Raw genomic sequence first — 19192 nt, 5'->3', positions numbered from 1 at the left:
TAGTCGTTGAATTACACTATTATATGTTTTTAAAATCTTCTTTCACCTCTTCCTCCCAGTTTTTTTGAGGTGCTGAAACAGAGTCTATTTCAATATTTATGATTTTAGTTGAATCGGTAGCATTCTTAGATTCTTCAAATGATTGACAGTCCAAGCATTGAAATGAATCTTTTAATACTCTGAAATAATGTTCATCATTACTCCATTTTTTTATCTCGTTTAACTCTGTATTGTATTTTATGTAAGAATTAATTGTTTCATCTGGATTTATTACAGTTCCTTCAGGTAGATAAATAGTTATATCAATTTCTTGATCACGAAATTTATTTGCCGTATCTGTAGTAAAATAACCATCAAGAATTAAATTGTTGTTTTCAATAGTATAATTGTATGAAATAGCTTCGGCTCGCTTTTTTGCATTCAGGTGGTTACTACCTTCTGCAGCTTTTTCGATTACTATTTTACCAATTGAATCTTTTGAAGTTTTAATGTTTAAAGAAATATCAGTCGAATAGATAATCTGCTTCTCATTCTCGTCGTACTTTAATTCCCAATCGCTATCCTGCCTAACTTCATAACTAAAAGCTTTATTAGCTCGCATTGATATCTGTAAGGTATCGTTTGATTTAATTAATAGGGCTTGCTCTTGAATAAAATTACCATCATACGCTTTTTCGGTTGCCTGCTTGATGCCGATTACTGCCAATCCAATTATCGACAATGCCCAAACTACAATAAGTAGTATTTTAACTGTTGAATTCATTGATTTCAAGTTGCTTATCAACAACTTTAATCCCAAAACAAAGAGTGCAAAAAACGGTATCCCAATAGCGAGTAATGATAATAGTGCTACTAGCCACATTAATCCATTTGTAGTGTCGACCATAGTAATGTATTCTGCTATTTCATTATTCCCCCAATAATCGATAGACCCGAAGGTAAAAAATCCAATTATTAAGCTGATAAGTGTGAATAATGAAACTATGATTATCATAATTCCGATAAACTTTACGAATACTTTAAAAAGACCGACGAATACGTTTCCCAAGGAATCGAAAAAACCTGTGGTACCCGTTTTTATTTTATTTCCATATTTGTCATAATCGACGTTTTTTACGCGATCTGCCACATTATCGAAACCCTCTTTAAACTTTCTTTCGATATTTGAAATGTTTACCGGCTCGCCTTTCATCTTCAGTTTATCAGAAGTTGTAACTGCCGCAGGAACTAATATCCACAATAAAATATATACTAATATTGGAGATCCTAAGCCTGCAACCACCAACAGGACCCAAAGCAGTCTAATCCATATAGGGTCTATTCCTATATAATGACCTATTCCTGAGGATACCCCCGATATATACTTATTGTCTATATCTCGAAATAGTTGTTTGCGTGTATTGCTATTGCTGTATGAAGCATCGGAATTTGCATCTTCAAAAATCTCATCGTCAACCTCATAATCTTCTGGCTGTCCCATAATGGCAATAACTTCATCTAGCGTTTGCTGAGTAATAACCTGAGTTGGACTCTTGGTTTTTTCAAAGAAAAGTTCTCCAATACGTGCTTCAATATCCTGCATTATTTCTTCTCTTCCATCAGCACCTTTTAGCGACTTTCTAATGGCGTCTAGGTAGCGTGAAAGCTTCTCAAAGGCATCTTCATCTATATAAAAAGAAGTGCCTGCCAAATTTATGTTTACTGTCTTGTTCATTTTTTGTTTTTTTCGCTGGTTACTATGGTTACGGCCTGTTGCAGTTCGCTCCAGGTGTTGTTCAATTCGGTTAAAAATAATTTACCTTTTTCTGTAAGGCTATAATACTTACGTGGTGGTCCGCCGGTAGATTCTTCCCAACGGTAAGCAAGTAATCCAGCATTTTTAAGCCTTGTGAGCAGCGGATATATTGTACCTTCCACGACAAGCATTTTTGCGTCTTTTAAGGTTTCAAGAATATCTGAAGTATAAGCCTCACCGTCCTTTAAGATGGATAGGATACAAAACTCCAAAACCCCTTTTCGCATCTGCGCTTTTGTGTTTTCGATTTTCATTTCTTAATTATTTGTTTTGTGTAACTCATGTTCGTTATTGATGATTATTGAATAGGGGAGTGCGCTAGTTTGTTCTTGGCATTGTTGATTAGTCAATGCACTATCATACTCCTTATGTATTGGCGTACTTATTCCCAAAAATTGAATCGTAGCAGCCAAAAGAAAATTAACTATTGTGCTCATATTGATTTATTTTTTGGCTGTCAGTTTTTATAAATGGAATGTTAAGTGGGTATTTATATAATTGGCCGCGCGATGCGTGAATAGAAGCATTTATTACAGCGTAAATTTCAAAAACAAATAATGCCAGAAATAATATTATTACAAGACTAATCAATACAAGGTATCCCGATAAATTTTGAATGTTGTTTATGGAGAACATTCCGTCATTAAGGTTGATACTTTCTGCTAACGAAATAATATCTGAAGCAAAAATTATGATAAAAGGCAAACATAACAGTCCAATTAGTATAGTATATAATAAAGTACTTAACTGAAAATTGATGGCTTGCTTTCCATGATCATCTATAAAAGCTTTTTCCTTATTAAAAGTCCATATTAATAAAGGAGCTATAAAGTTCGCAAAAGGGAAAAAGTATTTTAAGAATGTTGATAAGTGTATAAAAACACTCGTATTTTTTTGATTTTCTGTTATTGTAGTTTCCATAGCTTGATATTGTCTTATGCAAATATATGTCTAAAAGACAGTAGTATGTTACACATAGTACTATAATTAACTTTTTTTTAACATTTATAGTTTTTGTTTTTAGATGTTTAAATAAGCTTATATACTATTGAATTATAGGAGATTGGAGGTGTTTTTGTTTTCTTGAAGTTAATATATAGAGGTATTCATAAAATATCAGATGTATGAAGTGTCCTAAAAGAATAATTGACTGTAAGGAATTTAAACTCATGGGTTGCGATAAATAAAACCACCAGATATTTTTAATGGACCAAGACTTTGTTTTTAATTTTACTGAACTTTAAAACTATTATTATGAATATATTCGTGTAAAATATTCAACTGATGAAATTATCACCTAATAAAATCAACACATTTTTATTATTTAAATTACCATCTGCATACTTTACAGGTGTAAGAGTAAAATCGATTACAAATACTACTTGTGTCACCTCTGTAAAACACAGATGGATAAATCAAAATCCTTTTAATTCAATGTTTTGGGCTGTGCAAGGTATAGCTGCCGAATTGAGTACTGGTGCAATGGTGATGGATAAAATTAAAAAAAGCAATAAAGGAATTTCTATGTTAGTGCTAAATAATAAAGCTACTTTCACCAAGAAAGCAAAGGGTAGAATTATGTTTTATTGTAATGATGGTGATAAAATAGACGACGCAATAAAAAAAACGATTGCGACAGGTGAAGGTCAAACTATATGGATGAAATCTGAAGGAAAAGACTCGAACGGAGATACGGTTTCAATATTCGAATTTGAGTGGACACTAAAAGTAAAATAATTTAATAGCCCGAATGGTAAAGGGTTAGTCATGTGATTCTTTAATTAACAAATCTTTAACAGTGTTAATCTCCTTTAGAATCAATTTTAGATGACTTATAATTCTTATATTTAGATTGAATTTAAAAATAAACCCTTTGCGTATTGATTAAACTTCTACCTAATCTAATTTATTAAATTTTAATTAGCTATGGCAAGAGCAATGTTTGATTATACCAAAGCTGTACTAGCAAAAGTCAGTTTTGATGTCAATTTGTTCTGCAAGGAATTGAAAAAAGCGTTAACCCGTTTACTTCCTTATGAAATTGAGGAATTAAAACTGTGGATTGATTCGCTTATCAAGCAGAACCCCCAACTGGATAAATGTTTAATGTATTTAAAGACATGAAAATGAAAAATCCCTCTGAACTTCAGAGGGATTTTTCATTTTAGTATTTCAATTTGGCTTAATTTTCAATCATCCTACCATATATAGGAGAGCCAACTTTCCCATCGGTAAATTCATTTAATTCAATCTCATTTTTTTGAAGTGGCGCAGGTCTTCCGGCTATCTCTTGCAACGCTTGTGCTAGTAAAGGTTCGTTCAAATCACCAAGTTGTCCTAAGTTAAAATAATTTTCTTTCAAATAAATATCTGGAGCTAATCCATCAATAAAATCGGTATGGCCGTTTTTATTAGCAGTTTTAAAAACTAGTGGTAGCATGCAATAAGTATGACTTGGGTCTGAAAGTTGTTTACTAAAGCTTGGCGCCGGAGCATCATAAAGTAAGAACGAAGCTTGGAATTTTCCAGTAGTGGTATCGCCTATTTGTACAGTATTAATATATGGGTCAAGTCCGTTTAAAACCAATTCACTTGCCGAAGCAGAACGTTTCGTTGTTAGGATATACACCTTGTTTAGATTTAAACTATTAGTGTTAGAACCATTACTAATTTTGTTGTCGAATAAGCCATTTTCAGCTCTTTCATCTTGTCTGTCCTCATTCCAAAACTCCTGATAAAACAATTCACCATCAAACTGACCTGTAATCATACTGGCCAGATCTGTTGCAGTTTCTACAGAACCTCCGCCGTTATAACGCAAGTCTAAAACTAAATCGGTAACTCCTTCGGCTTGAAATTCACCAAAAGCATTATTCAGTTCTACATCATAATTTTTGGTAAAGGAATTATACATGAGATAACCAATTTTTCGGCCATTTACATCTAAGGTTGTTGCTTTATAAACTGGGTTTTCGGTGTATTGATTTTTTATTAATTGAACAGTTTCACCGGTTGGTAAAAATTCGGTTCCATTATAAGTTGCTAAGCCAATAGTATAACTTTCAGTTGATAATAATTCTTGGTAGTTGTTGTCGTTTAATTGTTGCCCATCAATTGTGGTGAAGATATCTCCTCTCTTTAGTTCCTTGTCTTCGGCATCCGTATTAGGAAGTATATACCGTACATATCCAAATACATTACCACTGCCATCCGGATAATATACTAAGCCGTATTCCATTCCATTGCTCAATGAAATTCCATTTAAAGCATTTTCGATAACATTATAGTCGTCGAAAAGGTTGCTGAAACGATCTTGTGAAGATTTTAAATAGGCAAATAAAGATTCAGGAGAGTCGTATGTTTTTAAAAAATTGTTTCTCTCTGTATCATTTACAAAGGCGTTATTCGCTAATTCTGGTGTATCCTCTTTGTAGAGATAGTAGTAATTAAGTCCACGGTACACAAAGTTTTGAATATCTAGCGAAGTAGCTGTTTGTAACGTGTCATCCATATCTTTAAAGCAAGAAGCTAAAAGAAACGAACTCATTAGGACTGCTGCAAAATGTTTTATTTTCATAAAAATGGTTTAAAGGCGTAGTGCTATAAAAACTAATAAATTAAGAATTATATTGTAATGATAAAAATAAACATTTAAGACTGATGTGTATTAAGCATATATAATATTTTAAAAATACATTATTAAAATAGAGTAACAATTGTTCAATTGACTCGTCTTTTAAATAGAGCGCCAAAATACTAAGCTTAGATTATGAATCAGGTAGAATTTTTAGAAATCGTTTCCCCTTTTAAGGATAAGCTCTATCGCTTAGCTAAAAGAATCTTGATTTCTACTGATGAAGCCGAAGATGCGGTACAAGAAGTGTATTTAAAATTGTGGAAAGCAAAGGCAAACATTAAAAGTTATAGCAATGTTGAAGCTTTCGCAATGACGATGACAAAGAATTTTTGTTTAGATAGGTTGAAGTCTAAACAAGCTTCTAATTTGAAATTGGTGCACACCAATTTTCCTACAAGTGGAAATATTGAGCGAAACTTAGAAGCAAATGAAGGTGTGGCTATGGTTTTAAAAATTCTTGAAGATCTACCAGAACAACAGCGAATTGTTATTCAGTTACGAGATGTAGAGCAACTTGAATTTTCAGAAATAGCGAAAATATTGGATAGTAACGAAACAGCAATTAGGGTAGCGTTATCCCGAGCTCGAAAAACGGTTAGAAATTTGATGATTAAAAAATATAATTATGGAATTAGCTAAAATAGAACAGCTACTTGTTGCCTATTTTGAAGGTGAAACAAATTTACAAGATGAAAAAACTCTTAGAGATTATTTTCTCAATGAAAATGTGCCAACGCATTTGCTTCAATACAAACCGATTTTTATAGGCTTAGAGGCAGCTCGGAAGGAGCGTTTTCAGAAAGAAATTGATTTGCCAAAACCTGAAACAGCTGCATTTACAAACTGGAAATATATAGCTGTAGCATTATTGGTTTTATCTTTCTTGGTTGGAGGAGTTTATTTTTCTCAATCCAATAAGTTAACACCTGAAGAAAAAGAAGCTTTAGCCGCTTTTGAAGAGAGTAAAAAAGCAATGTTGCTGCTGTCACAGAATCTTAACAAAGGAACAGAGCGACTTACTTTAGTAAATCAATTTAGCACTGCGAAAAATAAAGTATTTGAATAAACGATAAACAATTTAGAACAACAATCTTAAATAAATAAGCAATGAAAAAAATAGCAATATTAATAGCACTAGTTATAGCGCCTTTTATTTCGGGAGCTCAAAGCACATTCGACTTTCTAGAGGATGAGAAAAATGTTACATCTGTAATTGTAACTAAAAATATGTTCAAACTATTGAGTAAAATGGATTTAGACTCAAGCGATCCTGAAGCGCAGGCGTATTTAAAAATGGTTAACGATTTAGACTATATTAAAATCTATACTACCGACAATCCAGCAACGGCAAAAAAGATGAATGAAACTGTTGCGAAGTACATAAGTAGCTCAAAAAACCTAGGTGAGCTTATGCGCGTAAAAGATGAAGGAACAAATGTGAAATTCTATAGTAAAGAAGGAAAAAATGAAAACTATGTTAGCGAACTTCTTATGAATCTTGACGGAATCGTAGATGGAAAACCAACTACTGTAATAATGAGTATTACTGGGAATATCGATTTAAAAAGAATTTCAAAACTTACGCAGGATTTAAAAGTTCCTGGAAGTGAATTATTGAAAGACCTTGATAAAGCTAAAAAACAATAATATGAAATATCTTAAATATTCATTATCTATAATTTTGGTTGCTTTAACTCTGGTTTCGTGCTCGGAAAAATCACTTCAGAAATACCTTGTAGAAAAGCAAGACGATGAGCATTTTGTAAAAATGGATCTTGCAGCAAGTTTATTACAAGGAAAGGAGAACACTTTTACCGATGATGAGAAAAAGACTTTAAGTACAATTAAGAAAGTAAATATTGTAGCTTATCCATTATCTAGTGGAGATTCTGTAAATTATGAAAGTGAGCGTATTGAGGTTAAACAAATTCTTCGCCAAGACCAATATAAGGAGCTTGCGAGGTTTAATAACGATCAGTGGGATGCAACTATAAAATTTACGGGAGAAGAAGATGCTATTAATGAATTAATAGTTTTTGCAAGCGACGACAATCGTGGATTTGCAGTTTTGAGAATTCTAGGGGATGATATGCGTCCAGATGAGATTTTTGAACTTGTAAAAGGGGCTGATAAAAATGATTTAGACTTTTCGAAGTTTGGTGGTTTAGGTGAAATATTTAAAGACTAATTTTCAATAAATTAATAAAACAAAAAGGCTTCATCGCAATAGTGATGAAGCCTTTTTTTAATTTTTAGGTATAATACTAAATTCCAGTATAGTTACTTGGAGTAATTTGTCTCATCTCTTCTTTAACGCTTTCAGGAACATCTAAAGTTTCTATAAAGTTGGCCATAGAATCTTTATTTATTTGTTCGTTGGTACGTGTCAATCCTTTCAATGCTTCGTAAGGATTAGGGTACCCTTCACGTCTTAAGATTGTTTGAATCGCTTCAGCAACTACAGCCCAATTGTTTTCAAGATCTTGTTTAAACTTAGGTTCGTTTAGTAATAATTTATTCAGACCTTTAAGTGTAGATTTAAATGCGATAAAAGTATGTCCTAAAGGAACACCAACATTGCGCAACACAGTGCTATCGGTTAGGTCACGTTGAAGTCTACTAACAGGTAACTTAGCTGAAAGGTGTTCAAAAATTGCGTTTGCAATTCCTAAGTTTCCTTCGCTATTTTCAAAATCGATTGGGTTTACTTTATGTGGCATTGCGCTACTACCCACTTCACCTTTTTTAATTTTTTGTTTGAAGTAGTCCATAGATACATAAGTCCAGATATCTCTATCCAAATCGATAACTATCGTATTAATTCGTTTTAAACAATCAAATAGACCAGCCATATGGTCGTAGTGCTCAATTTGAGTGGTTGGGAAAGAATGGTGTAGGCCTAGAGTATCTTGAACCAATTTGTTTCCAAAGGAAAGCCAATCTGTATTTGGATATGCTACTTTATGAGCATTGTAGTTTCCTGTAGCACCACCAAATTTAGCGGCGTTTTTAATATTTTTTAGTATTTCAAACTGCTCTTCAATCCTAACAACAAAAACATCTAGTTCTTTCCCTAAGCGAGTAGGTGAAGCTGGTTGTCCGTGAGTACGGGCAAGCATAGGTACATCAGCCCATTCTTTTGCAAGTGCTTTAAGTTTGTCTATCACTTCGTTTAAGAGTGGAGTATAGGCCTCTACAATCGCATCTTTAATAGAAAGTGGGATAGCAGTGTTGTTTATATCTTGAGAAGTTAGTCCAAAGTGAATAAACTCCTTATATTTTTGAAGATTGAGATTGTCAAATTTTTCTTTTATAAAATATTCAACAGCTTTAACGTCGTGGTTTGTTACTTTTTCTGTCTCCTTGATTTTTAGGGCATCTTCAACCGAAAAATCTTTATAAAGTGCACGAAGCTCCTTAAAAAGAGATTTATCAAAATCTTTTAGTTGCGGTAGATCTAATTCTACTAACGCGATAAAATATTCAACTTCAATAAGAACGCGATAACGAATTAATGCCTCTTCAGAGAAATAAGGAATAAGACTAGATGTTTGATTTGTATATCTACCGTCAATAGGTGAAATAGCTTGTAGTGCCTTGATGTTCATGGGTTAAAAAAATTTAAGTTGCAAATATACAAAATGCAAGGATGTTTTTGTTGTGAGTTTATCGATTAAGATTCTTTAAATCAAAGACTAAAAGCTCACTTCGCTGTTATTAATTTAAATAGAAGACTCCGATTCAATTTTATGCGAATCGGAGCCAGTATGTATATAATGTTTAGTGCTATAGTTAAACCAGATTCTTATACTTGAAGTACTCCAAGATTAAATGGTTTTGTAATAGGTGAGTGGTCTGCTGCTTCAATTCCCATAGAAATCCATTTTCTTGTATCTAAAGGATCGATTACAGCATCTGTCCACAATCTTGCAGCTGCGTAATAAGGAGAAATTTGCTTGTCGTAACGCGCTTTAATTTTATCGTAAAGCTCTTTTTCTACTTCTTCAGTAATTTCTTTTCCTTGTTTTTTTAGTGAAGCGGTTTCAATTTGTAAAAGTACTTTTGCTGCACTATTACCACTCATTACTGCTAATTCAGCACTTGGCCAAGCAACAATTAATCGAGGGTCGTAAGCTTTTCCACACATAGCGTAGTTTCCTGCACCGTAACTATTTCCTATTACTATGGTAAACTTAGGAACAACACTGTTACTTACAGCATTAACCATTTTGGCGCCATCTTTAATAATTCCGCCATGCTCGCTTTTACTACCAACCATAAATCCTGTTACGTCTTGTAAGAAAACTAATGGAATTTTCTTTTGGTTGCAGTTAGCGATAAAACGAGTTGCTTTATCTGCACTATCACTATATATAACTCCACCAAACTGCATTTCGCTAGGTTTAGTTTTAGCTTTTGTAGTTTTTACCAAGGTTCGTTGATTAGCCACTATACCTACTGCCCAGCCATCAATTCTTGCGTATCCGGTTAAGATAGTTTGTCCGTAGCCTTCTTTGTATTCTTGAAAATCACTATCGTCTACAAGGCGTTTAATGATTTCACGCATATCGTATTGCTCACTTCTAGACTTAGGTAAAATACCGTATATATCTTGAGGGTTTTCTTTTGGTTTTACAGCTTTTTCGCGATTAAAACCAGCTTTTTCAAAAGAACCAATTTTAGACATAATATTTTTAATAGTGTCTAAAGCTTCTTTATCATCCTTCATCTTGTAATCTGTAACTCCACTAACTTCACAGTGAGTAGTAGCACCTCCAAGAGTTTCATTGTCGATGCTTTCGCCTATTGCAGCTTTTACAAGATAACTTCCTGCTAAGAAGATACTTCCAGTTTTATCTACGATTAAAGCTTCATCGCTCATAATTGGAAGATAAGCACCACCAGCAACGCAACTTCCCATAACAGCAGAAATTTGAGTAATACCCATACTACTCATTACTGCGTTGTTTCTAAATATACGGCCGAAATGCTCTTTGTCTGGGAAAATTTCATCTTGCATTGGTAAGAATACTCCTGCGCTATCCACTAAATAAATGATAGGAAGTCTGTTTTCTATTGCAATTTCTTGTGCCCGTAAGTTTTTCTTAGCTGTAATAGGAAACCAAGCTCCAGCTTTTACAGTAGCATCATTGGCAACAACTATACATTGTTTTTTCTTTACATAACCAATTTTTACAACTACACCAGCACTTGGAGCACCGCCGTATTCTTCATACATTTCATCACCGACAAATGCACCAATTTCAATACTTGGGCTGTTTGGGTCTAAGAGGTAGTCAATACGTTCGCGGGCGGTCAACTTACCTTGGGCGTGTTGTTTTTCTATTCTCTTTTTACCACCACCAAGCTTTACTTTGGCAAGTTTATTTTTTAAATCTGAAACCAGTAATTTATTGTGGTCTTCGTTTTTATTGAAGTCTAAATCCATTTTTTAATTGGTGTTTTGGCTAAAATACAAAATGCCTTTAAAATGTTTTGAATACTCTGAAAACTTTATTTTGAAGTGATTTAATTTAATGAAATCGAACTTTAAAATAGGTGGACAGCTCTATTTGTTGGTTTTATGTAAATGAAGGGTTTAGTATGAAACGTATTCTTTGATTTCTAAACCGTAACCAATCATTCCTACACGTTTAGTTTGTTCGCTATTTGAAATCAAACGAATTTTATGAATACCTAAATCGTGAAGAATCTGTGCGCCAATTCCGAAATCTTTGTTGTCCATTTCAATTCTTGGAGCTTTAGCAATTTCATTTGGTTTTTGCTTTTCTTTTAAATCTTTCAAACGGCTTAAAAGGTTTAAAGATTGGCTTTGCTGATTAATAAACACAATAGCACCTTTCCCTTCCTTATTAATTACATTGAACATGTCATCCAATTTTTGCTCTGCATTGTTGGTTAAGGTTCCTAAAATATCACTGTTTACTAAAGTAGCATTTACTCTAACCAAAACAGGTTCGTTTTCTTTCCAGTTTCCTTTGGTAAGTGCAATATGTATTTGATCGTTTGTTGTTTGTTTGTAGGCTCTAAGTCTAAATTCTCCAAACCTAGTATTGATTTTAAAATCTTCTTTTTTCTCAATTAAAGAATCGTGCTCCATTCTGTACTTCACTAAATCTTCAATAGAAATAAGTTTTAAATCAAACTTTTTAGCAACTTCCATAAGTTGTGGAAGTCTTGCCATTGTGCCGTCTTCATTTAAGATTTCAACTAAAATTCCTGCAGGTTTCAAGCCAGCAAGTCTAGCTAAATCTATAGCAGCTTCAGTATGTCCAGTTCTTCTTAATACACCACCTTCTTTAGCGCGCAAAGGGAAAATATGCCCTGGTCTGCCTAAATCGTGACTCTTAGTATTTTCATCTACTAAAGCTTTGATAGTTTTTGCTCTGTCGTGAACCGAAATTCCTGTAGTACAACCGTGACCAATTAAATCTACAGATACTGTAAATTGAGTATGATGTAAAACAGTGTTGTTTTCAACCATCATATTCAATTCAAGTTCGTTACATCTTTCTTCAGTTAAAGATGCGCAAATAAGCCCTCTACCGTGAGTGGCCATAAAATTTATCATTTCTGGCGATACCATTTCGGCAGCGGCAATAAAATCACCTTCATTTTCTCTGTTCTCATCATCAACAACAATAATTATTTTACCCATGCGGATATCCTCAATGGCTTCTTCTATAGTGTTGAGTTGAATTGAATTTTCTTTATTTGTAGAAATCATAGCTTAAAATTGTGAGTGCAAAGATAATGGAAACGCCCATAAATAAACATGAGAATGAGGTATTCTTTATTAGGTTTAAAAAAGATGTAAATCCTAATGGAATTTGTAAAAAATCTACTTCTTTTTCTTAATAAAATTGAACAAACGTCCAATTCGTTGGATGAATGAATCGAAGTCGAATATCCCTTGATCGGTAGTGGCTCTATAGGTTAGCCAAATGCTCAATGGGAACATAATTGCGGTACTTAACCAAGTAGCAATAAATGGGTGCATCGTTCCATCTTCGGCACTGTTTTTAGCAAAAATACCTATAAAATGATAGGTTAAAAACAGTAGAATAGCCACTACCATCGGCAGTCCCATTCCACCTTTTCGGATAATAGCACCAAGCGGGGCACCTACAAAAAAGAGAATGATACAAGCGAATCCTAAAACATATTTTTCGTGTAAGGCTATTTCCGTTTTATTAAGTCGCTTTGTTTTGTTTCTGAATTCAACCTTCTTAGCATCTATCGCTTGAACAGTACCTTTGGCATTGTTTAAAGCTAATTTTATAATTTGATGTTGATGAGTAGGATTGTAAATTTCTAATATGCTATTAATGGCAGGAGGTACAGAAGAGTCGTCAACCTTGATATCATTGAATTTTTCAATTCCACTCCGGTAGTACATATTTTTGGTGTACGATTCAATATCTTTTGAATAACTCTTAGAAAGCGAATCTATTTCAACTCTTAATTCGCTACTGTTATACATATTCTGATTGTCGATATTATTGTCCTTATCAATATCTTTTTCATTCAACTCGGTAAGGTCAATATTTATTGAGTATTCTTCAAAGTAGCTTTTAGCAAAAGGTTCTCTCTTTTTGGTAGCAGGTTTTTTTGATTGAATTTCTTCGTAATAGTTTCCTTCTTTCAGAATTAAGGAAAGTGTGTTACTACCTTCTTCACTTGCTAACTCACCCTTATTCGCAATAATAACAGTAAAGTTACCCGTAGGTCTATCTTCATTCTTCTTATGAATTACAACGTCTTCTAAAAATTGGCCACGGTCACCAGTTTTCTTTTCCACCTTTATGTTAAACAAATCTCCAATCTGACTAAATTGTCCTTCAGCAATAACCATAGAAGGTTTAAACTGAGAAATATTTCGTCTTAGATTTTGCCATTTATATTCAGAATATGGAATAACATTGTTAGCGAAGAAAAATGCGGTAATAGCAAGGATTCCTATAAAACCTATCACACTTCCCATAGCTCGCTGCAGAGAAATCCCAGTAGATTTCATGGCGGCAAACTCATACTTTTCAGCAAAACTTCCAAAAACCATTAAAGAGGTTACCAAAACAGTTAGTGGAAGAACTAAGGGTATTAATCGTGGAGATACGAACCAAAGAAACTTCATTACAATCCAAAAGTCAAGGTCTTTACCTGCAAGTTCGGAAATGTAGAGCCAAATGGTTTGTAGTACAAAAATGAACATTAAAATAATGAAGACGCTTATAAACGTCTTCAAAAATGTTACTAGTATGTACCTGTCAAGTATCTTCACTTATAAGGGCTTATAGGTTGTTGATGTAGTAGCCGTCTTTTTTGTACTTAGCCTCGTCAAAAGTAAATAAGGTTTTTGAAACAGGTAGGTTTGTCTTAAAAGAATTTACTGTAAGCGTGTATTTTGTTCCTTGGTTATCTGTTTGTATCAATTTGTAGATGTGTTTTGTCTGCACATCAATCCCTAATAGAATGTTTTTAATTTCTGCGTTAGAGTCGATTGGCATCAACTTTACATATTGAATTTTTCTTCCTTTTACATTTTGAACAATGTCCATTTTGTAGTTGTAACCGTTTTCGTAAAAAGTCAACATTTTTGAAGGAGTAATTTCCTTGTCATCTTTTGGGTTGTAAGAAGAAATAGTTACTTCTTCATCTTCAGGAACGATAGTATATATTTTTTTACCGTCGAAAATTCGGGTTGTCCCTAACATATTCAAAACGTATTTGTCTCCCTGTAGTGTTACGTCGCCACGAGTGTCTTGATTTACGTTTTCTTTTGAATTGTTTAAGTTGTATTTGAAATCTATTGCTATGTTATCATAGCTTTTCACTTTATCAGAAACCTCTTTAAGTAAAGATTTAGCATCTTGTGCTTGTGTGAATGTAGTGATAAAAAGAGCTATTAAAATAATGCTTAATTTTTTCATTTTAGATATTTTTTGTTTCGTTTTCTAATAATTGATTTAATGCGTCAATAGTTGGAACTAAAACTGATCTTGCTTTGCTGCCTTCAAAAGGGCCAACAATTCCAGCCGCTTCTAATTGATCTATAATTCTACCAGCTCTGTTATACCCCAACTTTAGCTTTCGCTGTAGTAATGAGGCGGAACCTTGCTGGGCAATTACAAGAACTTCGGCTGCTTCACGGAACAGTTTATCGCGTTCCTCTATGTCATTATCAAGAGTTGTGCCACCTTCCTCTCCAACGTATTCAGGAAGTAGGTGAGCATCTGGAAATGCTTTTTGCGAACCGATAAAATCTGTAATATCATCTACTTCTGGTGTATCAACAAATGCACACTGTAAACGAGTTAGCTCATTACCTTGAGTGTACAACATATCCCCACGACCAATAAGCTGATCGGCTCCAGAATTATCTAGAATGGTACGGGAGTCTATTTTACTTGTTACTCTAAAAGCAATTCTAGCAGGGAAGTTTGCTTTAATAATACCAGTAATAACATTTACAGATGGTCGTTGTGTAGCTACAATTAAGTGAATTCCAATAGCACGAGCTAACTGAGCAAGTCGAGCGATAGGAGTTTCAACTTCTTTTCCTGCAGTCATAATTAAATCTGCAAACTCATCGATTACTAATACGATATACGGTAAAAATCTATGCCCGTCATTAGGGTTTAGTTTTCTGTTTTTGAATTTAGTATTGTACTCTTTAATGTTACGCACCATTGCATCTTTTAGCAAATCGTAACGAGCATCCATTTCAATACAAAGGGAGTTTAAAGTATTGATAACCTTAGTTGTATCGGTGATAATTGCTTCTTCTGAATCTGGGAGCTTAGCTAAAAAGTGACGTTCAATTTTGTTGAAAAGCGTAAGCTCAACCTTTTTTGGATCTACTAATACAAATTTTACTTCAGCTGGATGCTTCTTGTATAAGAGGGAGGTAAGAATTGCGTTAAGTCCAACCGATTTACCTTGACCTGTAGCCCCTGCCATAAGTAAGTGAGGCATTTTTGCAAGATCAACTACAAAAGTTTCGTTGCTAATAGTCTTTCCGAAAGCAATTGGCAGTTCCATTTCAGCATTTTGAAATTTTGCCGATCCAATTACAGAACGCATTGAAACTATTTTAGGGTTTTTATTAGGAACTTCAATACCTATGGTACCGCGTCCTGGAATAGGAGCAATAATTCTAATTCCTAAGGCAGAAAGTGAAAGTGCAATATCGTCCTCTAAGTTTTTAATTTTAGAAATTCGAACTCCAGCATCAGGTACAATTTCATAAAGCGTTACAGTTGGTCCAACAGTAGCTTTAATATTTGCAATACCTATTTTATAATTGTTAAGCGTTTCTACAATTCTATTCTTGTTTTCTTCAAGTTCTTCTTGGTCAATGGTAATTGCTCCGCCTATAGTATGGTCGCGTAATAACTCTAGCGTTGGAAATCTGTATTTACTCAATTCCAATCTTGGGTCGAATTCCCCATAGTCTTTTACAAGCTTTTCACTTAAAGTGTCAACCTCTTCTTCTTCAGCTGCTTGTTCGACCTCCATTTCAACATCTCCTTCTGTTTCAGATTTTAAAATAAGTTTTTCTGAAGGAGGTGAGGGTGGAGTAGGAGTTGGCTTTTCCACAACCTCAAAAGATTTTTCTTCTGTTGGTTTTGACACTTCTTCTGAATTAGAAGTGTTTGTGTTTATACCTTCTTCAGAAATCTTAGCTTTTGGCGTAGATTCGGTTGATTTGAATTCTGAAATTATCTCATTTTTAGATTTTTTAATCGCACCAATTACTGTCTCAGGAGTAAGTTTAAGGCGGACAACTAGATAGATGATAAGGATAAATGTCATCACCAATATAGTTCCGATTAACCCTAAGTAATCTTGCATATAATCATTGGCCTCGTAACCAATGATTCCGCTTAAAAGTGTTGTTTTTTCATTGAAGAATCCGAAGAAAATGGAGAACCATAGCATTAATAATAATCCCCAGAACCAGAATCTTAACAATTGTTTTTTGGCAAAATCAAAGAAGTAATACACTCCTGTAAGACCAATGAGAATGGCTAGAAAATAGGCAGCTATTCCAAAACCGTCATATATAAAAAAGTGAGCTATGTTAGCTCCAAACTTATTTAATAAGTTTTCTGTTTGAAGTTCACGTTCGTTAAAAATACCAATTTCGCTTTGATCGATTTTCCAAGTAAAAAAATACGAGGTAAATGAAATCAAAAGAGCAGCCCCTAACAAAAATAAAAAGCTACCTAAAATTATTTTTTGTTGTTTAGATAACTTAAAACTTATTTTTTTACGCGGTGTCTTGGCGGTTTTTTTCTTTTTCTTGGCCATTAATGGAACAGTTGTCTTTTTTGCAAAAATACAAATATAGAACTTGTATTTTTCAAAATGTAAACTTCAAATTTTTAAATCGTTTTTAAATATTAAATATTAGAAGTTTATACTTTTTGCGAGTATAAACTTCTAAAATAAAGGAAACTAATCTGAATTTTTAAAATTTCGGAATATAAATAATGCATCCTATAATTACTGCTGTAATTGCAGCAAAGAATACTGCACCTGCAGCAATGTCTTTTATAAAGCCAATTTTAGTGTGAAAATTAGGATGAATAAAATCTGCTATTCCTTCAATTGCCGAATTTAGCCCCTCTAAACCTAAAACTAACCCTATCGCAAAAACCTGAAACATCCACTCCGTAGTGGAAATTTCAAAATAGAAACCTGCAATAGTCATTAATACACCTATTGTAGCTTGAACTTGAATGCTTGGTTCAGTGCGAAGCAATAAGTAAGCACCTTTTATAGCATAGCCAGCTCCTTTAAGGCGTTTACCTAAAAAGGTTTCCCACATTATAAAAGTGTTTTTAGTGCAGAAAGATAATCTGGTTCTTCTCCAATCTCTGGAACTAGTTGACTATGGATTACTTTTCCTTCTTCATCTAAAACAACAACTGCTCTTGAATGAAGACCTTTTAAAGCACCAGTAGTCATCTCCACTCCATAATTTTTTCCAAACTCTCCAGTGCGAAAGTCTGATAGGTTATTTACGTTTCTCAATTCTTCTTCACTTACAAAACGCTTATGAGCGAAAGGAAGGTCTTTTGAAATGCACAACACTTTTGTGTTGTCTAAGCCTGTAGCTTTTTCGTTGAACTTTCTTACTGAGGTAGCACAAACGTTAGTGTCAATACTCGGGAAGATGTTCATTACAACTCGGGATCCTTTGTAGTCTGATAACTTCTTAGCGCTTAAATCTTCTGAAGTTAATTCAAAATCTGGAGCCGAATCTCCAACTTGTGGTAGACTTCCAATTGTTTCGATGTCTTTTCCACCTAATTTTATATGTGCCATATTATTTCTTTTTAAATGAGGGATAAAGATAAGAATTCGTTTTTTGTTAATCTATCAACAAGTTCTTAAAGAAAAGAGTTTTTTGCTCGATTGTTAAAATAGATGTGTTTAGTATACTATATACAAAAGAAAAGGCCGTCTAAATTTAGACGGCCTTTATTGTAATTATAAAATGTAAAATTATCGGTCTATAGAGCCTATTACTTTTTGTGCAAATGCATTAGCAGCATCGCGCTCAGGCATTCCATCTTCAATCATTTTATGAACTTCTACTGCACCACAAAGGTTAGTGATAAGCTCTCCAATAACGTCCAATTCTTCATCTGTAATCCTATTGTATTCGCTAAACGATTCTAAAACTTCAATACAGCTTTCTATCTGTTCTGATGAATTGTTTCGCTGAATATGTCTAATTACCGGTAACTTCATCTATAAGACTCTTTAAAGGTTCAACTTTATTCGTTTGAACTTGGTTTACTAATTCGCCATTTTTGAAAGTTGCGAAAGTTGGTAAATTATTCACATTAGCCATCTTTCTGCTTTCAGGAAACTTCTCAGCATCTACCATAACGAATTTGTAACCTTCAGTTTCTGTCGCCAATTTTTTAAATTTTGGCTTCATCAATCTACAATTGCCACACCATCCTGCAGAATATTGAACTATTACGTTCTTTTCTTCAGATACAAATTGCTGCAGGCTATCATCTTTTAGCTCTACTACCATATCTTAATTTCTTAAATATGTAGCAACTCCTTCGCGGTTAGCAACCATTGCTTCTTTACCTTCTTCCCAGTTTGCTGGACATACTTCACCGTTTTTCTGAACGTGAGTATAAGCATCAACTAATCTTAGGTATTCGTTTACGTTTCTACCAAGTGGCATATCGTTTACACTTTCGTGGAAAACCTTTCCTTCCTCATCAATTAGGTAAGTTGCACGGTAAGTTACATTATCACCTTCTACTGTGTAAAGACCAGTTTCTTCATCGTACTTTTCATTTTTGATATCAAGGATACCTAAAGCGTTAGATAAGTTACGGTTAGTATCTGCAAGTAATGGGTAAGTAACACCTTCAATTCCACCTTCATCTTTTGGGGTGTTTAACCAAGCAAAATGAACTTCTGGAGTATCACAAGATGCACCAATTACCATTGTGTTTCTATCTTCAAATTGTGAAAGTACTTCTTGGAAAGAATGAATTTCAGTTGGGCAAACAAACGTAAAGTCTTTTGGATACCAGAAAAGTAATACTTTTTTGTTGTTCTTTTTTGCTTCTTCTAGTACATTTAACTTAAAAGTATCTCCCATTTCGTTCATTGCGTCTACTGCGATGTTTGGGAAATTTTTTCCTACTAATGACATAATTTTATTGTTTATTAAGGTTAATAATTTTCTTGTACAAAGA

Annotated in this window: 21 protein-coding genes; 6 read left to right on the top strand and 15 right to left on the bottom strand. The window is 33.7% G+C overall.

Annotation, left to right across the window (positions count from 1 at the left end; genetic code table 11):
• Positions 1 to 19 precede the first annotated feature (19 nt).
• From FHP04_RS08790 to FHP04_RS08780, 3 genes are all read right to left on the bottom strand, one after another.
• A complete protein-coding gene (locus tag FHP04_RS08790) occupies positions 20 to 1714 on the bottom strand; it encodes a PspC domain-containing protein (protein WP_139855726.1) in 1695 nt (564 codons plus the stop codon).
• The gene (locus tag FHP04_RS08785) at positions 1711 to 2049 is read right to left on the bottom strand and encodes a PadR family transcriptional regulator (RefSeq protein ID WP_139855725.1); all 339 of its coding nucleotides are present in this window, start codon (positions 2047 to 2049) and stop codon (positions 1711 to 1713) included. The genes FHP04_RS08790 and FHP04_RS08785 overlap by 4 nt, the downstream gene beginning before the upstream one ends.
• Positions 2050 to 2215: 166 nt before the next feature.
• Positions 2216 to 2716, bottom strand: coding sequence for a DUF4870 domain-containing protein (locus FHP04_RS08780; protein WP_139855724.1), 501 nt, complete (start codon positions 2714 to 2716; stop codon positions 2216 to 2218).
• Between the two features lie 363 nt (positions 2717 to 3079).
• Here FHP04_RS08780 and FHP04_RS08775 point away from each other — a divergent pair, with 363 nt between their 5' ends.
• Positions 3080 to 3532 (top strand): DUF4442 domain-containing protein, encoded by a 453-nt coding sequence (locus tag FHP04_RS08775; RefSeq protein WP_139855723.1) that lies wholly within the window; start codon positions 3080 to 3082, stop codon positions 3530 to 3532.
• Positions 3533 to 3721: 189 nt separating this feature from the next.
• Positions 3722 to 3919 (top strand): hypothetical protein, encoded by a 198-nt coding sequence (locus FHP04_RS08770; protein WP_139855722.1) that lies wholly within the window; start codon positions 3722 to 3724, stop codon positions 3917 to 3919.
• Positions 3920 to 3977: 58 nt separating this feature from the next.
• Here FHP04_RS08770 and FHP04_RS08765 read toward each other — a convergent pair whose 3' ends face one another.
• A complete protein-coding gene (locus tag FHP04_RS08765) occupies positions 3978 to 5372 on the bottom strand; it encodes a S41 family peptidase (protein ID WP_139855721.1) in 1395 nt (464 codons plus the stop codon).
• A gap of 192 nt (positions 5373 to 5564) precedes the next feature.
• On the opposite strand from FHP04_RS08765, the gene FHP04_RS08760 reads away from it, so the two are divergent.
• From FHP04_RS08760 to FHP04_RS08745, 4 genes are read left to right on the top strand one after another with little or no spacing between them, the layout of a single operon-like run.
• Positions 5565 to 6071, top strand: a complete 507-nt coding sequence (locus tag FHP04_RS08760; protein WP_139855720.1) for an RNA polymerase sigma factor — start codon at positions 5565 to 5567, stop codon at positions 6069 to 6071.
• Positions 6058 to 6498 carry a hypothetical protein gene (locus FHP04_RS08755; RefSeq protein ID WP_139855719.1) on the top strand — a complete coding sequence of 147 codons (441 nt, stop codon included), beginning with the start codon at positions 6058 to 6060 and terminating at the stop codon, positions 6496 to 6498. Before FHP04_RS08760 ends, FHP04_RS08755 begins: the two co-directional genes overlap by 14 nt.
• 41 nt (positions 6499 to 6539) lie before the next feature.
• Positions 6540 to 7079 (top strand): DUF4252 domain-containing protein, encoded by a 540-nt coding sequence (locus FHP04_RS08750; RefSeq protein ID WP_139855718.1) that lies wholly within the window; start codon positions 6540 to 6542, stop codon positions 7077 to 7079.
• A 1-nt stretch (position 7080) separates the two neighbouring features.
• Positions 7081 to 7620 carry a DUF4252 domain-containing protein gene (locus FHP04_RS08745; protein WP_139855717.1) on the top strand — a complete coding sequence of 180 codons (540 nt, stop codon included), beginning with the start codon at positions 7081 to 7083 and terminating at the stop codon, positions 7618 to 7620.
• Positions 7621 to 7696: 76 nt separating this feature from the next.
• Here FHP04_RS08745 and purB read toward each other — a convergent pair whose 3' ends face one another.
• The 11 genes from purB to FHP04_RS08690 all read right to left on the bottom strand — a co-directional run bounded on the left by purB (position 7697) and on the right by FHP04_RS08690 (position 19149).
• Positions 7697 to 9040 (bottom strand): adenylosuccinate lyase, encoded by a 1344-nt coding sequence (gene purB / locus FHP04_RS08740; RefSeq protein WP_139855716.1) that lies wholly within the window; start codon positions 9038 to 9040, stop codon positions 7697 to 7699.
• 197 nt (positions 9041 to 9237) lie between these two features.
• Positions 9238 to 10881, bottom strand: a complete 1644-nt coding sequence (locus FHP04_RS08735; RefSeq protein ID WP_139855715.1) for an acyl-CoA carboxylase subunit beta — start codon at positions 10879 to 10881, stop codon at positions 9238 to 9240.
• A 150-nt stretch (positions 10882 to 11031) separates the two neighbouring features.
• Complete coding sequence (ribB, locus tag FHP04_RS08730; RefSeq protein ID WP_139855714.1) at positions 11032 to 12180, bottom strand: 3,4-dihydroxy-2-butanone-4-phosphate synthase; 1149 nt, start codon at positions 12178 to 12180, stop codon at positions 11032 to 11034.
• Between the two features lie 114 nt (positions 12181 to 12294).
• The gene (locus tag FHP04_RS08725) at positions 12295 to 13734 is read right to left on the bottom strand and encodes an LptF/LptG family permease (RefSeq protein WP_139855713.1); all 1440 of its coding nucleotides are present in this window, start codon (positions 13732 to 13734) and stop codon (positions 12295 to 12297) included.
• A 10-nt stretch (positions 13735 to 13744) separates the two neighbouring features.
• Complete coding sequence (locus FHP04_RS08720; protein ID WP_139855712.1) at positions 13745 to 14383, bottom strand: LolA family protein; 639 nt, start codon at positions 14381 to 14383, stop codon at positions 13745 to 13747.
• 1 nt (position 14384) lies between these two features.
• On the bottom strand, positions 14385 to 16766 hold the full coding sequence (locus FHP04_RS08715; RefSeq protein WP_139855711.1) for an FtsK/SpoIIIE family DNA translocase: 2382 nt from the start codon (positions 16764 to 16766) through the stop codon (positions 14385 to 14387).
• A gap of 160 nt (positions 16767 to 16926) precedes the next feature.
• Entirely contained in the window at positions 16927 to 17286 is a 360-nt protein-coding gene (locus tag FHP04_RS08710; RefSeq protein ID WP_139855710.1) for a diacylglycerol kinase family protein, read from the bottom strand.
• Positions 17286 to 17786 (bottom strand): thiol peroxidase, encoded by a 501-nt coding sequence (gene tpx, locus FHP04_RS08705; protein WP_139855709.1) that lies wholly within the window; start codon positions 17784 to 17786, stop codon positions 17286 to 17288. The genes FHP04_RS08710 and tpx overlap by 1 nt, the downstream gene beginning before the upstream one ends.
• 180 nt (positions 17787 to 17966) lie before the next feature.
• Positions 17967 to 18215: a DUF6952 family protein gene (locus FHP04_RS08700; protein WP_139855708.1), complete on the bottom strand. Its 249-nt coding sequence runs from the start codon at positions 18213 to 18215 to the stop codon at positions 17967 to 17969.
• Positions 18196 to 18510, bottom strand: a complete 315-nt coding sequence (locus tag FHP04_RS08695) for a thioredoxin family protein (RefSeq protein ID WP_139855707.1) — start codon at positions 18508 to 18510, stop codon at positions 18196 to 18198. Before FHP04_RS08695 ends, FHP04_RS08700 begins: the two co-directional genes overlap by 20 nt.
• Positions 18511 to 18513: 3 nt before the next feature.
• Positions 18514 to 19149, bottom strand: a complete 636-nt coding sequence (locus FHP04_RS08690) for a peroxiredoxin (RefSeq protein ID WP_139855706.1) — start codon at positions 19147 to 19149, stop codon at positions 18514 to 18516.
• Between the last annotated feature and the right edge of the window lie 43 nt (positions 19150 to 19192).

Source organism: Aequorivita sinensis, assembly GCF_006346335.1.
GTDB classification, from domain to species: Bacteria; Bacteroidota; Bacteroidia; order Flavobacteriales; family Flavobacteriaceae; genus Aequorivita; species Aequorivita sinensis.
This window is presented reverse-complemented; position numbering and strand designations above follow the sequence as displayed.

What these genes read in the sequence shown, in the direction of transcription:
- FHP04_RS08755 (WP_139855719.1), top strand. Translation starts at nt 6,058, where the DNA reads ATGGAATTAGCTAAAATAGAACAGCTACTTGTTGCCTATTTTGAAGGT.
- FHP04_RS08765 (WP_139855721.1), bottom strand. Translation starts at nt 5,372, where the DNA reads ATGAAAATAAAACATTTTGCAGCAGTCCTAATGAGTTCGTTTCTTTTA.
- FHP04_RS08710 (WP_139855710.1), bottom strand. Translation starts at nt 17,286, where the DNA reads ATGTGGGAAACCTTTTTAGGTAAACGCCTTAAAGGAGCTGGCTATGCT.
- FHP04_RS08775 (WP_139855723.1), top strand. Translation starts at nt 3,080, where the DNA reads ATGAAATTATCACCTAATAAAATCAACACATTTTTATTATTTAAATTA.
- FHP04_RS08715 (WP_139855711.1), bottom strand. Translation starts at nt 16,766, where the DNA reads ATGGCCAAGAAAAAGAAAAAAACCGCCAAGACACCGCGTAAAAAAATA.
- FHP04_RS08720 (WP_139855712.1), bottom strand. Translation starts at nt 14,383, where the DNA reads ATGAAAAAATTAAGCATTATTTTAATAGCTCTTTTTATCACTACATTC.
- FHP04_RS08745 (WP_139855717.1), top strand. Translation starts at nt 7,081, where the DNA reads ATGAAATATCTTAAATATTCATTATCTATAATTTTGGTTGCTTTAACT.
- FHP04_RS08770 (WP_139855722.1), top strand. Translation starts at nt 3,722, where the DNA reads ATGGCAAGAGCAATGTTTGATTATACCAAAGCTGTACTAGCAAAAGTC.
- tpx (WP_139855709.1), bottom strand. Translation starts at nt 17,786, where the DNA reads ATGGCACATATAAAATTAGGTGGAAAAGACATCGAAACAATTGGAAGT.
- FHP04_RS08780 (WP_139855724.1), bottom strand. Translation starts at nt 2,716, where the DNA reads ATGGAAACTACAATAACAGAAAATCAAAAAAATACGAGTGTTTTTATA.
- FHP04_RS08785 (WP_139855725.1), bottom strand. Translation starts at nt 2,049, where the DNA reads ATGAAAATCGAAAACACAAAAGCGCAGATGCGAAAAGGGGTTTTGGAG.
- FHP04_RS08760 (WP_139855720.1), top strand. Translation starts at nt 5,565, where the DNA reads ATGAATCAGGTAGAATTTTTAGAAATCGTTTCCCCTTTTAAGGATAAG.
- FHP04_RS08695 (WP_139855707.1), bottom strand. Translation starts at nt 18,510, where the DNA reads ATGGTAGTAGAGCTAAAAGATGATAGCCTGCAGCAATTTGTATCTGAA.
- FHP04_RS08735 (WP_139855715.1), bottom strand. Translation starts at nt 10,881, where the DNA reads ATGGATTTAGACTTCAATAAAAACGAAGACCACAATAAATTACTGGTT.
- FHP04_RS08690 (WP_139855706.1), bottom strand. Translation starts at nt 19,149, where the DNA reads ATGTCATTAGTAGGAAAAAATTTCCCAAACATCGCAGTAGACGCAATG.
- FHP04_RS08700 (WP_139855708.1), bottom strand. Translation starts at nt 18,215, where the DNA reads ATGAAGTTACCGGTAATTAGACATATTCAGCGAAACAATTCATCAGAA.
- purB (WP_139855716.1), bottom strand. Translation starts at nt 9,040, where the DNA reads ATGAACATCAAGGCACTACAAGCTATTTCACCTATTGACGGTAGATAT.
- FHP04_RS08790 (WP_139855726.1), bottom strand. Translation starts at nt 1,714, where the DNA reads ATGAACAAGACAGTAAACATAAATTTGGCAGGCACTTCTTTTTATATA.
- FHP04_RS08750 (WP_139855718.1), top strand. Translation starts at nt 6,540, where the DNA reads ATGAAAAAAATAGCAATATTAATAGCACTAGTTATAGCGCCTTTTATT.
- ribB (WP_139855714.1), bottom strand. Translation starts at nt 12,180, where the DNA reads ATGATTTCTACAAATAAAGAAAATTCAATTCAACTCAACACTATAGAA.